Annotated in this window: 11 protein-coding genes and 1 tRNA gene; 5 read left to right on the top strand and 7 right to left on the bottom strand. The window is 41.7% G+C overall.

The window, feature by feature from the left end:
* Window position 1 precedes the first annotated feature (1 nt).
* The 4 genes from JMX48_RS12945 to pyrC form a co-directional block, all read right to left on the bottom strand.
* Window positions 2–77: transfer RNA gene (locus tag JMX48_RS12945), tRNA-Glu, on the bottom strand.
* A gap of 52 nt (window positions 78–129) precedes the next feature.
* Window positions 130–327 carry a hypothetical protein gene (locus JMX48_RS12940; RefSeq protein WP_201538472.1) on the bottom strand — a complete coding sequence of 66 codons (198 nt, stop codon included), beginning with the start codon at window positions 325–327 and terminating at the stop codon, window positions 130–132.
* A gap of 212 nt (window positions 328–539) precedes the next feature.
* On the bottom strand, window positions 540–1286 hold the full coding sequence (rnt, locus tag JMX48_RS12935; RefSeq protein WP_201538470.1) for a ribonuclease T: 747 nt from the start codon (window positions 1284–1286) through the stop codon (window positions 540–542).
* A 152-nt stretch (window positions 1287–1438) separates the two neighbouring features.
* The gene (gene pyrC, locus JMX48_RS12930) at window positions 1439–2509 is read right to left on the bottom strand and encodes a dihydroorotase (RefSeq protein ID WP_201538468.1); all 1071 of its coding nucleotides are present in this window, start codon (window positions 2507–2509) and stop codon (window positions 1439–1441) included.
* A gap of 431 nt (window positions 2510–2940) precedes the next feature.
* On the opposite strand from pyrC, the gene JMX48_RS12925 reads away from it, so the two are divergent.
* Entirely contained in the window at window positions 2941–4179 is a 1239-nt protein-coding gene (locus JMX48_RS12925) for an argininosuccinate synthase (RefSeq protein WP_201538466.1), read from the top strand.
* A gap of 143 nt (window positions 4180–4322) precedes the next feature.
* Here JMX48_RS12925 and JMX48_RS12920 read toward each other — a convergent pair whose 3' ends face one another.
* A complete protein-coding gene (locus tag JMX48_RS12920; RefSeq protein ID WP_201538464.1) occupies window positions 4323–5588 on the bottom strand; it encodes a hypothetical protein in 1266 nt (421 codons plus the stop codon).
* A gap of 137 nt (window positions 5589–5725) precedes the next feature.
* Here JMX48_RS12920 and JMX48_RS12915 point away from each other — a divergent pair, with 137 nt between their 5' ends.
* The gene (locus tag JMX48_RS12915) at window positions 5726–6241 is read left to right on the top strand and encodes a L,D-transpeptidase (RefSeq protein ID WP_201538462.1); all 516 of its coding nucleotides are present in this window, start codon (window positions 5726–5728) and stop codon (window positions 6239–6241) included.
* Between the two features lie 147 nt (window positions 6242–6388).
* Here the strand turns inward: JMX48_RS12915 and JMX48_RS12910 are convergent, their stop codons facing one another.
* The gene (locus JMX48_RS12910; protein ID WP_201538460.1) at window positions 6389–7981 is read right to left on the bottom strand and encodes a CYTH and CHAD domain-containing protein; all 1593 of its coding nucleotides are present in this window, start codon (window positions 7979–7981) and stop codon (window positions 6389–6391) included.
* Window positions 7982–8134: 153 nt separating this feature from the next.
* Here JMX48_RS12910 and JMX48_RS12905 point away from each other — a divergent pair, with 153 nt between their 5' ends.
* Window positions 8135–9355, top strand: coding sequence for a DUF4349 domain-containing protein (locus JMX48_RS12905; RefSeq protein ID WP_201538458.1), 1221 nt, complete (start codon window positions 8135–8137; stop codon window positions 9353–9355).
* Window positions 9356–9446: 91 nt separating this feature from the next.
* Here the strand turns inward: JMX48_RS12905 and JMX48_RS12900 are convergent, their stop codons facing one another.
* Window positions 9447–11033, bottom strand: a complete 1587-nt coding sequence (locus tag JMX48_RS12900; protein WP_201538456.1) for an isocitrate lyase — start codon at window positions 11031–11033, stop codon at window positions 9447–9449.
* A 772-nt stretch (window positions 11034–11805) separates the two neighbouring features.
* On the opposite strand from JMX48_RS12900, the gene JMX48_RS12895 reads away from it, so the two are divergent.
* A complete protein-coding gene (locus JMX48_RS12895) occupies window positions 11806–12795 on the top strand; it encodes a LysR family transcriptional regulator (protein ID WP_201538454.1) in 990 nt (329 codons plus the stop codon).
* A 409-nt stretch (window positions 12796–13204) separates the two neighbouring features.
* Window positions 13205–14587: an NAD-dependent succinate-semialdehyde dehydrogenase gene (locus JMX48_RS12890; protein WP_201538452.1), complete on the top strand. Its 1383-nt coding sequence runs from the start codon at window positions 13205–13207 to the stop codon at window positions 14585–14587.
* Window positions 14588–14685: the final 98 nt, after the last annotated feature.

Below are 14685 nucleotides of genomic sequence, written 5' to 3'. Positions count from 1 at the left end.
GTGGCGTCCCCAGGGGGATTCGAACCCCCGTTACCGCCGTGAAAGGGCAGTGTCCTAGGCCTCTAGACGATGGGGACTAGTTACAACACTTCAACTGCTTTCACCATTTATGCTGAAGTGGTGCGTATTCTAATAGCGTCCGCGTTTTCTGTCAAGCCTTTTTCTTCGTCTTTTTAAAATTAAGTATCTTTTTTTGATAGCACGGCGAGGATGTAAGTCATTATTTTTTAAATGATGCCGAATCCATAAAGAGGTACAAGCGCTAATAGTCAAAGCTAGCAGCATATAGCCGACAATGACTCCCCATAACTTAAGCTGTGGATCCATGATAATGTCCCTCCTATCAAGCCTCCATAAGGTTTTCTATCAAGGCAATATGGGCAACTTAGACTATCTATAGAATATAACGACACCTTTTCATAGTGATTCTCTATAAGCGAGCAGGATAGCGTCTTATATCCATTTTATTTAGTATCGAATATATATCATAAATAGCATTATTATGGGTGGTTAGCAACATATGATATGTGAGAAATGGCTTATGTATCCTCATTATCAGTTACATCTTCTTTGGTTTGTTCCGCATGCATTGCATTAGAGAGCATAGGGTAGTGGTTGAGGATATGGCAAAATAGCTCGGCGGTCTTTTGAGTGTCGTATAGCGCAGAGTGTGCATCTTTACCATCAAAATCAAGCCCTGCTGCTTTGCAAGCACGTGCCAAGACTGTCTGACCAAAGGCTAGTGCTGAGAGAGTCACTGTGTCAAACACTGAGAAGTTATGAAAAGGGTTGTGGCTTTTACTATTGGTACGAAGCACCGCCGCATTTAAAAACGACAAATCAAAATGCGCATTGTGACCGATTAAGACGCATTGACGGCAGTCTTCAGTACGTCGCACTTCTTTTAGGCCCTTAAAGATACGACGCAGTGCCGTTTTTTCATCTTCAGCAATCGCTTTACGCATTGGGTTATTAGGATCTATACCTGTAAAGGCAAGCGCGCTTGGTTCTAAATTTGCGCCTTCGAAGGGTTCGATATGCGCATTGAAGGCATCGCCTGGATAAAACACGCCTTGATCATTGAGTAACACAGGAATACACGCAATTTCTAATAAAGCGTCCGTTTGCGCATTAAAACCTGCTGTCTCAACGTCGACGACGACAGGGAGAAACTTACGAAAACGGTCTTTTAAGCTCATTGGCGCTTGTTCTTCTGTCGCAGTCTCTACATTATGAATAGCTGATGAATGGTTGTCAGGTAAGGCGGCATCGTTTTGAGTGGTCATATCAGGTTAAGTCGCTTTTATCAGTCGTATTGTTATATTGAATTAAATTAAAAAATAAGCATCCTATGATAAAAATCACACCGCTTGCTACAAAGTTATCATAGGATAAAGTAAAAGGAGTCTTATTTAGTCCGTTTTATACTCAGTCAGTTTTATACTTTAAGAGACCAAGGTAACATTTCACCAGCCATGAGCGGCGTTAGAGAGCCACCGTCAAAATAAGGATAGTTTGCGGGCACTTGCATAGGCGTGTTAACAAGCGTAATCGTACTCTCATTTAATGGTAAGCCATAAAACTGGGCACCAAAACGACTGGCAAAACCCTCTAACTTGTCGATCTTGCCAACACTATCAAAGGCGGTAGCATATAGCGGCAGGGCAGTTTCAGCGCTGTAGCAGCCAGCACAGCCGCACGCGGCTTCTTTTTTATCCGTAGCATGTGGGGCCGAGTCAGTGCCTAAGAAAAACTTTGGATTGCCGCTGGTAGCCACATCTAACAGTACTCTTTGATGGCTTTCACGCTTCAAGATAGGTAAGCAATAAAAATGTGGTTTGATCCCGCCAACCAATAGATGATTGCGGTTAAACATCAAATGTTGCGGCGTAATAGTCGCGGCAATATGGTTGCCTTGAGCCAATACAAAGTCTGCTGCATCACTGGTAGTAATATGTTCCACCACGATTTTTAGTGTAGGGAACTTTACGATAATTTGTGCCAATACTTCGTCTAAAAAGCGCTTTTCACGATCAAAAATATCGACATGATCTTGAGTGACTTCGCCGTGGACCAATAATGGCAGATTGTATTTTTCTAGCGCTTCAAAAACATCGACACAGGCATTGATGTCGGTCACGCCATCCGTAGAGTTGGTGGTTGCACCAGCAGGATAGAGCTTGACGGCTTGTACGATACCGGACTTTGCGGCCATTTCGATATCTTGCGCGGTGGTGTGATCTGTTAAATATAAGGTCATGCGTGGATCAAATGCGGTTTTTCGTTCATCCTGCAAGTCACTGGCTTGCAGATGCTCTAAAATACGGGCGCGATAAGCAAGCGCATCATCGACGTTCTTGACGGGCGGTACTAGATTTGGCATACAAATGACACGGTTAAAGCTATTTGCTGCATGCGGTACAGTCGTGCTTAATGCTTTATCATCACGCAAATGGATATGCCAATCGTCTGGCTGAAGGATGGTCAACTCTCTAATCGAATCAGTCATAATGTCGTAGCGCTCTATGTCGTCATATAGGGGAATAAAAGGGAGGGTGCTGTTCTGCTATCATAACAGATTTGCCTACTTGACTAAATATCCGGCCAAATATCTGTACATAATTTATGGATTACTTTTTAGCCCATTTAGTTATAGTCAATGAAAAGTAATATTGATAGCAGCCGTGCTGTAGTGTTTTTAGGATGTTTTAACTATATTATGGCCTAAATTGAGAACACGCCCTAGTTTATCGCGATTAGAGCGCACTTTGATAGGAACCGTCAAAACATACTAACCCAAAATTTAAATTAAAAGCTCGGGCCTTATGGCAGTTGTACTTTTGCCTATAGTAAATATGATGTACACTGAGTAAGTAATTTATTTTTCAATTTACTCTTAGCGTGTTCACTAAAACTAAATTCTTATAATAGGAGTTATTCATGGCTCAACTTGATCCAAAAAATATTAACAAAATCGTATTGGCATATTCAGGTGGTCTTGATACCTCAATCATCGCTAAATGGCTGCAAGAAACCTATGATGCAGAAGTGATTACCTTTACTGCTGACATCGGTCAAGGCGAAGAAGTCGAGCCAGCACGAGCTAAAGCTGAGGCCATGGGTATCAAACATATCCACATCGAAGACTTGCGTGAAGAGTTTGCTCGTGATTATGTGTTTCCCATGTTCCGTGCCAACGCCATCTATGAAGGCGAGTATCTACTAGGTACTTCTATCGCACGTCCGCTTATCGCCAAGCGTTTGGTCGAGATTGCTAAAGAGCACAATGCGGATGCGATTAGTCATGGTGCGACGGGCAAAGGAAACGATCAAGTACGTTTTGAGCTGGGCGCGGTTGCCTTGTCACCAGATGTTGTGACCATTGCGCCTTGGCGTGAGTGGGATTTATCGAGCCGCGAAAGTTTGATGGAATATGCCAAAGAGCATGATATTGCCATTGATTATGCAGGCAAGACGAAAAAATCTCCTTATTCAATGGATGCTAACTTATTACATATCTCTTATGAAGGCGGTGTGTTAGAAGATCCGTACGCTGAAGCAGAAGACGACATGTGGCGCTGGTCAGTTAGCCCAGAACAAGCCCCTGACGAAGCGCAATATCTAGAATTAGAGTATAAAAAAGGTGATATCGTTGCGATTGATGGTGAGACGCTCAAGCCTTATGAGATTATGATTAAATTAAATGAGATTGGCGGTAAACATGGTATTGGGCGTTTAGATATCGTCGAAAACCGTTACGTCGGTATGAAATCACGTGGCTGCTACGAGACGCCAGCTGGTAACATTATGCTAAAAGCGCATCGTGGTATCGAGTCATTGACGCTGGATCGTGAAGCCGCGCATTTAAAAGATGAGCTCATGCCACGCTATGCAAAAATCATCTACAACGGTTACTGGTTCAGCCCTGAGCGTATGATGCTACAGGCATTGATTGATAAATCACAAGAATATGTCAATGGCACAGTCCGTTTGAAGCTGTACAAAGGTAGCGTGAGCGTGGTCGGACGTAAGTCAGATGATTCATTGTTTGATGAAAAAATCGCGACTTTTGAAGATGATGCAGGCGCTTATGACCAAAAAGATGCAGAAGGTTTTATCCGCTTAAATGGTCTACGTCTCGCTATCGAAGCCAGTCGTGGTCGTGACTTATCAAAGTAAGCTTTTAGACAGCTTTATCCTTTGATAAAAAGTTGAATTGCGTATCAAAAAGCAGCGGCATAATGAAAAGCAGCGGTACTATTTATATCATAGTGCTGCTGCTTTTCATTGTGGATTGACGATATCTTTGATTTCACTATTTTCTACTTATCTTTTGCTTTTTCATTACTAGGCTTGTCGTCATCCACCATCACAATGGCCACATCTTGCTGCTGACGCTTCTCGGTCAGATCCTGTTCTAAGACATTTTCTGTCGCAAGAAGATGACCATTCGATTTTTGTGTTTGATATTTGAGGGCAGCAAGCGCACCAAGTACGCTAATGACAAGAATAATGATGAGAATAACAGGGTTTTTCCAGATAGGCATTGATGCCTCGTATTCAATTGGTTTTTCACTAATCGTAGCAGGCGTGTTGTCGCTATTACCACCGATCAATCCCAAGCTAACTAACGGTGGTTTTGGTGGGCTATCAGGTTCAGAATTTATACGCAGTCGATGTCGGCTGAGATAAATATCAGATATTTTTGCTAGCTGTAATAACCAGCGTTGGTGTGGTAAAGCAATGGCTTCCATTTCTACAAACACAAGCATGTCATTATGACGTCCTTGCTGTAAGTTATCAGGGGAGCGACCGATGGCTTTTAAATAATTGCCTGTTGCCAACTGCATGTCTTGTTCGGGCTTATGATTTTCAGGTTTAAATGAGGTAAGCTCATACCAGTAAGGGTCAAAAGGTGGTGGGTTACTTGATAGCTGCTCATCATTTAATAAATGAGGCTCCGCATTATTATTCAACTCTGTTTCTAACGTATTTTCTGCCGATGTATGAGTTTCTGTACTAGGGTCAGTCTCTATCAATTCAGCAGATGCTAAATTGGGTTTACTCATCTCAAAACGCGCTGCCGATAAAAACTGTGGTTGCAGAGCAAACCATTGATTAATCTCATCATAATCAAGTTGACTATATTCTGCTAAGATAGCCAACTCACGCAGTACAATGACGCATAAAGACGTCAATAAAATTTGAACCTGTTGCGTCGTTGCATTAATATTTTTGGCAATATAATCGCTCGCTTTAATCACACGCGCATTGTCATGAAATATGGCTTCCGCAGCATCATGACGATGATATAACGTCGCATTGATGGTCGCAAAGTTCATAGAATTATATTGACGTAGCTCTTTGACGGCACTACGTCCAAACAGTTTTTTGCTGACAACTTGTCCTTGATGGCGCTGCTGATAGACAAGAAGAGCGCTAATAATTGCCTGCAAACTGGCATTCATTGCTAGACGCGCTTGTGGTAATGAAAGCTGGCCGGCATCTGCCAATAGTGACAGCATAGGCTTGGTATCTTGATAGAGAAAATCATACATCGACACACGTGTCGGTGAAATAGTCGTCATAATCTGCTAGCATCAAAAAGTGTGCCCCTATCTTACGGTGCCAAATGTCTTGGCACAATCCCTTAATAATAGAAAAGCTCAATCATTTTACTCATTGAGTAGTCAGTAATGACTGACATGACAGATGGAAGACCTCTATGATAAATAACGACAATCCGTTGACGCAGTTAGTTATTAATATTGCTAAGCAAACTTTGACGGTATGGCAACAACAAAAAATGGTTATTCAATACCCAGTCTCTACCGCTAAAAACGGTATTGGTAGTCAGCAAGATAGTGGCTGTACGCCGCTTGGTCGGCATATGATTGCAGAAAAAATAGGCGGTAGCCTTCCTATCCATTCAGTGTTTATTGGACGTGTTCCTACAGGTGAGAGATACAGTGCTGATCTTGGGACGCTATATCCTGAGCGTGATTGGATATTGAGCCGCATTTTATGGTTAAGTGGTCTCGAAAATGGTAGTAATAAAGGTAGCAATAACGACGGTTGCTGTGATACTTACCAGCGTTATATTTATATTCATGGTACGCCCGCCACTGAGCCGATGGGCGTACCACTTTCGCATGGTTGTATACGTATGCGTAATGAGGACATTATGGATCTGTTCGAGCAAGTTGAAGAGGGGATGTCCGTCACTATCGTGGCTGAGTAAATGACAGCTATCGTCGGTGAAAGATTAAATTGATGCGTCAGTAGCTCCGTGCTACTGGATAAATTTTCTGGCGTGCTGTTCGCAAGCTTGACAGAGGCAACACAAAACTTATCCCAGTCGCACTGTATCGATTCTAAAACGAATTCACTATATTGCGCTATCTATCACTTTACCCAAGCGTTTTTCAGCGCGTTTACGGTCTTTTTCTAGCGTTGCAGCAAACCAACCCACACCATACAGCGCATTGGCATCTGACAGCGATTTTAGCTGATAGCGTTGTTGATAGTGTGTGTGAGCATGATATTGTTCCCAAGCTGTTTGCGCTTTTATCAGGTGCTTCAGCCAATGCTTGGTTTTCTTCTTGGATTTTTTATGGCTTAGTAAGGGAGCGGAGAACTCACTGATGTAGCGTAACGCTGTAAGATGGTCGCATAACTCACTCTCGAATTGATCTTCATCAACGATATCTGTGTTTACGTTTACGTCTATATCTGCGTCATCGCTATCAAAACCAGCATCACTTACCTCATGCGTTTTTTTATCGGCTTTGAGGCATTTTTTATAGTGCTTGGATAAAATTTTTGTGAGCTTATCGATGGCAAGCTTATCAGCGTCATGCTCAAGGTTTGGATCACTCATGGTAAAAGCAATCAACTCTAGCAAGGTTAGCTGAAAATCATTGGCCCTTACCGCATCTATTGGCTTAGTTTTTAGCGCATCAATGTCTATAGACCAATCAATTGCGGGAGAGCCATGTCCTTGCAGCTCAGGATCAATGTGATTTGCTAAATGAGTCAATTCACGATAATTGCCAAGTAGGGTAGCCGTTTGCTTTAGTATTGGCTGCCAATCGGGATTGATTTCATCAGAAAAGCTAGCAAAGGCCTCTATTGCCGCGCGCAAGCGATTAATACCGATATGCAATTGCAAAATGTGTTCATCGTCAGTGCTACCTGCTACGAGAGCACTGCTGTTTGGTAGTATTTGCAGCAGACAGTTGTGCACGGCTGCACGCACAAAGGCGGGCATGCTGATTTTTTTATTGATTTTGAGTTGGCTGAGGTCAGCGTTTACTGCTGGACTGTGGCTTTGGTTTTTGATGAGAAGTCCACCGCGCTCTGCCTTGGTCACGGTAGATAAGCAAAGCTTATGCAGCTTACACCATGTTTTGGCGGTCATAAATAAAAAGTCTAAATCGCCTGATATCAATTCAAACTCAATCTCTTGAATCACATCTCGCTGGCTGTCATCATTGCCGTGAATAATTTCGCCATGATCGTATGCTATCTCCAGGCTGTCATCAGTGCCTTCCGCTCCTTTTTCTGTTAACAATCGTGTGGTGCGCTGCATATCAGTGATATACAACCGTGTCAGCGTTTTTGCCAGTTTTTTGAGCTTAAATTCTTTTAGAGCAGGCGCGATGTCGGTATCTTTGTAAATAGTTAAATCAGGCATCAGCGTATTATTATCCACCATCGCCTGTACTTGTTCACTGTCCAATATGGCATTGTGCTCTAAACGTGCTGCGATACCATCGCCGCCCGCCTTGATGGTCTGCACCCATGTATCGCCTTCTTTACGAATACGCAACCCAATACCTGCCTGTGCCAGTTGTTGATCAGGTGTGTCGTAGTAGTGGGCAGCCAGATTTTTCACCTGTGAGGATTTAACTTTTACTTGACGAATTAAACCCTTTAATCGTGACTCTGGCACCAAAAACTTCAGTTCAATCTCTTGCATAACCGCTCCTAAAAATGCTAATAAACGTAAGTAATACTATCGTATGAAAGCTATCTATCAATGACAAGTAAAAGTTTTAACATTAGAGATTTACTTTTGGCTATTAGCTCCTATAATTGAAAGAAATTATTAAACAAAAGTATGTTTTAAATTATGAATTATATAATAAATTCTAAAACTAATGGCAGTAATGCGGTCTTGCGTCTGAAAGTCTTAACACTACCAGCAATCTTGGCTTCGCTTTTGTTGATAGGCGGTTGTAGCAACTCTTCTGAGTATGAAGAGAGTAGCGCTGATATGGAGGAAGCTCAGTCGGTAACCGAAGAGGCTGTTGATAGTGAGATTAATGGTATCATGTCAAAGCCTACGTCTGATCTGTCATCAAACACTAAGTCTGCCTCTAGCAATTTAAGTGTTGAGAATTTATCAGGTGACAGTGAGCAAACATTGGCTAGCCAAGCCGCAGAGATTAAAATCGCTGGTAAATTGCTACTGATTACTGCCAGTGCTGATTTTAAAGTCGAAGATGTGGTCAAAAGCAGTAATGCCATTGAGAGTTTAACACGACAACAAGGCGGCTATGTCGCGCTCAGCAAGATCAATAATACGCCGCGTGATAGCCAAACTTTTGTGCAAGGCGATAAAAATATCACACTCACCACTTATACTCGTTATGCTGAGATGACTGTTCGTGTCCCTCGTGTCCATGTCAATAAATTCTTGGCGCAATTACAGCGGCAAGTCAAGTTTCTCAATGAGCACCAATTTAGCGCCCAAGATGTCACATTGGATATTTATCGTGAGCAGCTAGCAGACCAGCTCAGCAACGACATGGCAAGTGAGCTTAGTGAAGAGCGTCTCAAAAGCAAAAATGACAAAGATCAAGGCAGTAATGTCGATGCCATCACTGCCACTTATGCGGCTCGTCGTCAGCAACAACTCGCTCAGCTTGAGCAGATGAATATCGCTGATAAGGTTCAGTACAGTACCATCAGCCTAACATTTATGCAGCCAGATATCAGCTATAAAGAAACCACGCAAAACCTAGATGTACTGCTCGATGCCGAAAGCCCAAGCTTTGGCGCGCAGGTCAATCAATCATTCAAATATGGCTGGGAGATGCTCAAGTCATTTGCACTTGGTCTGATACAAATATGGTGGTTGGTCGTACTTGGTGGTATTTTTTATCTGATATATAGAATCATAAAAGCCGTCTATTATAGGTTTTTTAGAAATGATCTGCGTCTAAAAAACTTAAAACGTGAGCTGATGGGCGAAGAGCAGAAAAACAATGATCCAAAAGATAAGAAGAGTATTCGGTTAAATGACAAAACTGAGAGCACTGAAAAAACCGATAACAAGCGCTCTGATTAATATTGTATAAGTTCTTAGAGAGTGACAAAAAAGCCGCTCTACTTGAAGCAGAGCGGCTCTTTTTATAACGTATATTTGTAAATGTCAGCTATTAGAACTGGTTCATCGTATTTTTGCCGCCACCCGCTTTCAAAGCGTTATCACCTGAGAAGATCTCTTTGTGATCATCGCCAAGATCAGAACCTGCCATTGCTTGATGCTTAACACAAGCGATGCCTTCACGGATTTCTTTACGTTGTACGCCAGCAGAATAAGCAAGCATACCTTCTTCACCGAAGTAACCTTTCGCAAGTTCATGGACACTAAGTGCCGTCGTGTGGTAAGTCGGTAGGGTAATTAGGTGATGGAATACACCCGCTTCACGTGATGCATCGCGCTGGAAGTTCTTAGCGGCGATATCAGCAGCTGCATCAAGATCCGTACCATCGTAATCAACACTCATCAAGTCATCTTTGTTGTATGCAGAGAGGTCCTTGCCTTCTTCTTCCCACTGAGCGATCACTTGTTTACGGAAGTTAAGCGTCCAGTTGAATGATGGGCTGTTGTTATATACCAGCTTCGCTTTAGGCTGTTGCTCTTTGATACGGTCAACCATCATTTTGATGTGTTCTACGTCTGGAGTAGGTGTCTCGATCCATAACAGATCAGCACCGTTTTCTAACGCTGTTACACAGTCAAGTACCACGCGGTCGATGTTTGTATCTTCACGGAACTGATATAAACCATTTTGCAAACGAACTGGGCGTACTAGTTTGCCGTTATGCTTAAGTAAGCTGTCGTTTTCTTTGGCATTTTCTAACGTGACTTCTTCCATTTCGATAAAGTCGATATACTGAGAAGCAAGATCGCCTGGCTCATTTGATACTGGGATTTTTTGCGTGAGTGACGCGCCTTCAGAGTCAGTACGAGCAACGATAATACCATCCTCAACACCAAGCTCTAAGAATGCATAACGGATAGCGTTTAGCTTAGAGATGAAGTCTTCGTGCGGTACGGTTACTTTACCCGCTTGGTGACCACATTGCTTAGCATCAGATACTTGGTTTTCAACCTGAATGGCACAAGCACCTGCTTCGATCATCTGCTTAGTCAATAGGTAAGTGGCTTCTTCGTTACCGAAACCTGCATCGATATCAGCAATAATTGGTACGACATGCGAATCAAAGTTTTCGATTTTTTCTACAATGGCTGAAGTGTCTTGACCCGCTTCTTCAGCAGCATTTAGCTCGCGGAAGTAGTCATTTAATACTTTGGCATCGGCTTGACGCAAGAACGTGTAAATCTCTTCGATTAGCTTAGGTACTGACGTTTTTTCGTGCATAGATTGGTCAGGTAGTGGACCAAACTCAGAACGTAGCGCTGCTACCATCCAACCTGAAAGATAGATGTATGTTTTAGAAGTCGTACCAAAATATTTTTTCTTAGCATACATCGTTTGTTGAGCCACAAAACCATGCCATGCACCTAAAGACTGCGTATACTGAGAGGTATCATTGTCATAATCTTCCATATCTTGACGCATGATTTTTGCCGTATACTTCGCGATGTCCAAACCCGTTTTGAAACGATTTTGTGACATCATACGTGCTGCATCAGTTTCGCTAATGTTCTGCCAGTTACCGTGCTTTTGCTTTAATTCACGTACTAAGTCGATCGCTGATTTATATGCAGTTGACATCTATAGTCTCCTTGGTGTGGTATAAAAATAAATAAATGAAGTACTAAAAAAGCTTACGTTAAGACGGTATATTAATTAATAGTATCGATATTTTATAAGGTTAGAAACAGTGGTAATCCATTAACTGAAGCCTTTATTACCCTAAACAAAGCTATCTACTAACACAAGGTTATTATTGAACTCGGTAGTTATAAACCAATCAGTCACATATAAAAGACGACTGGCTTATTGATAGGTTTCTAAGGCGCTTACGCTATTTCTTGTGTCGCCATGTCATAATTGCCGATAAGAGGTGTTACAATAATTAGTAGTTTGTGCGATAAAATTATCCATCTCATCAGTGGCTAGTGTCATGTTTGAAAAATATCTTATTTAAAAGTAGTTAACGAACAATATTCTGTGATTGGCTAATAGCATTAACTTAACTTATTAGGGTGTTAGTCAAACGAATATAATCAACGTATCAACCTAACTTTTAGTATCTGTGTTACAAGATATCCATAAAACTTACTATAACTGCCTAACCAAGATTTATCTAATTTATGATAATTATCTTTGGTATTTTTATAGGTTATAATGTAGATATAACAGTAACTTATGTGTGCCAGATTGGGTTATAATAAGCAAATAAGGCGTTAATTTAGATAATAAATAGCAGAATTGTGCTGTGATAGGCTGTAAGTTATCCCAACCGCACTAAAGAAATTATCAAAACAGCAGCAAAAATGCCAAATCGGTCATGGTATTTATTCAAAGGTCAAGAGAGCTATATATGAATTTGCAGCGGGTAGATTTGAACTTATTGGTACATTTAGATGTATTGCTACGAGAAAAAAACGTCACTCGCGCAGCCGAGCAGCTAGGTATTACCCAACCTGCGATGAGTAATATTTTGCGGCGCTTGCGTAAGCTATTTAATGATCCGCTGTTGGTACGATCATCTGAGGGCATGACACCGACTGAGCGCGCTTTGGAGCTACAGCCTCGTATCCGTGAAATACTTGCTGATTTGACACAAGTGCTAGAGCCACGTACCGAATTTCGACCTTATAGTACCTCGCGCATTTTTCGGATTATGACCTCAGACTATGCAGAAGCCACCTTGGTGCCAAAATTGGTTAAGGCTCTACGCTCTGAAGCACCCAATGTTGTTTTGGATTTTTTGACACCGTCGGATGTCTCTTATCGAGATATGGAGCAGGGGCGGGTAGATTTAGCGATTAACCGTTTTAACGAGATACCACAGAGCTTTCATCAGGTTTTGGTATGGCGTGATACTTTTAGCTGTTTGTTATCTTCTGAAAGCCCTTATGCCAATCGTTTCAATTTAAAAAACTATTTGAAAGCGCAGCATGTTTGGGTGTCTAAAACGGGGATGGGTGTGGGGTTTGGGGTTAATCCAGAAAAATCTGGTGGCCTTGGTTCTATCGATCAAGCGTTGCAACGTTTGGGACAAAAACGCCAAATTAGCGTCTTTACCCGTCATTATCAGATGCCAGCCATGCTGGCGGCAAACAAAGATTTGATTGCAACATTACCCACTCGTGTGGCAAAGATGCAGGCCAATAACGACAGTATCAAAATGGAAGAGCCGCCATTTTTTATCCCTGAATTTGAGCTAACCATGGCATGGTCACCTTTATTACAGCATCATCCAGCCCATCGTTGGTTGCGCCAACTTATCATGCATGTGGCACGTCAAATCGTTGATGAAGAAGAGAATCCACCACAAGACATTCCTGTGATGAATCACTTATTTTAATGAATGATTGGCGTCTTGAAATATCTAACCTTTTGTTCTAACTTATGTATTTGCCAATAGTAGAAGCAATTTTTATCTAACCAGCCCTGCAGCTGGTTTTTTATTTGTTCTATTTTTCTGACAGAATTTGTCTCAAATTCAAACAGAATTAATAAGACAGTCACATTCTTAACATCTTACGCACATTTCTTCATAACTTGTAAAACTACTATTCAAACATTTTGCTATGATAAGTGCTCATTAAGAAAAAAGACAATTAAAAGACTGATTGTTAAGCTGTACGATACTATCAGTATTTATATATGCTGCTAGTTTCTGAGCTATAACATACAGATCTCACATCTTATATGATCTTCAAACCATAAATTTTTAATCGAATAATAACATTAAACCAATAAGGACAAGCCTCATGGCAGATATTACTACTGTAAACCCAGCAACGGGCGAAAACATCAAAGAATATAACTATATGACTAATGATGAAGTCAACAAGATTGTTGATGCTTCTCATAATGCATTTTTAGAATGGCGCACGGTAAGTCATGAAGAGCGTGGTCGTATTATCAGCTCTATCGGCGATAAGCTGATGGAGTACAAAGAAGAGCTGTCCAAGCTCATGACCGAAGAGCGCGGCAAGCTTTATGATCAAAGCTTACAAGAAGTAGATCTATGTAAAGCGATTTGTGATTACACGGCTGCAAACGGCATTGCCTCTCTTGCAGATGATGAACGCGATATCGAAGGTATGAAAAAAGGTATCGTTACTTATCAGCCTATTGGTATCATTTACGGTATGCAACCTTGGAATTTCCCAGCTTACCAAGTATTCCGTTATACCATTGCTAACTTGATGGCGGGTAACAGTATCCTGCTTAAGCATGCAGCAAATGTGACGGGTTCTGGTTTATTGATTGAAAAAATATTCCATGAATCTGATTTGCCAAACGATTTATTCCGCACAATCTTGATCGATCATGACCAGTCAGAAACGTTAATTGGTCACGAAAAAGTACGCGGTGTCACACTTACGGGTAGCGATGACGCTGGTCGTATCGTTGGTCAACAAGCGGCAAAAGCAATCAAAAAAGTAGTGTTAGAATTAGGCTCAAATGATGCTTTCATCGTTCTAGAAGACGCTGATTTAGATATAGCAGTAGAAACCTGCGCTCAAGCGCGTCTCATCAATAATGGCGAGACTTGTGTGGCAGCGAAACGCTTTATCGTCGTTGATAGCGTATATGATGATTTCCGTAAGCGTATTGTCGAAAAGTTTGAAAGCCAAAAATCAGGCGATCCAATGAACGACAGCTCAACTCTTGGTCCATTAGCTCGCAAAGACTTGCAAGAAAAATTGCATGAGCAAGTAGAAGAAAGTATTAACAAAGGCGCAACTATAGCCGTTGGTGGTAAAATGCCAGAAGGTAAAAGCAGCTACTATCCAGCAACTATTTTAGAGAATGTCGAAAAAGGTCAGCCAGCTTATGATGACGAGCTATTTGGTCCAGTAGCCTCACTGATCCGTGCTAAAGATCAAGACGATGCCATGCGTATTGCCAACGACAGCCGTTATGGTTTAGGCGGCGCTATCTTCTCTAAAGATGAAGAAAAAGCAGTTCGCCTCGCTCGTGAAGAGTTTGATACAGGTATGGTCTATATCAATGGTTACGGTCTTGCCAATCCAGCGTTACCATTTGGCGGCGTCAAAGACTCAGGTCATGGCCGTGAGCATGGTGGATTCGGTATCAAAGAATTTGTAAACATCAAAGCGGTACATGTGTTTGCTGGTAAATAATTTTTAGACGTTTAAGCGTTAAAACCTTTAAACGTCTTGTTAATTAGAAATACCAAAAAGCCCAGTCATTCAGAAATTGAGTGACTGGGCTTTTCTTA

The sequence above is a fragment of the Psychrobacter immobilis genome, assembly GCF_904846225.1.
GTDB classification, from domain to species: Bacteria; Pseudomonadota; Gammaproteobacteria; order Pseudomonadales; family Moraxellaceae; genus Psychrobacter; species Psychrobacter immobilis_F.
The sequence above is the reverse complement of the archived record's forward strand: the minus strand, read 5'-3'. Positions and strand labels throughout refer to the sequence as shown.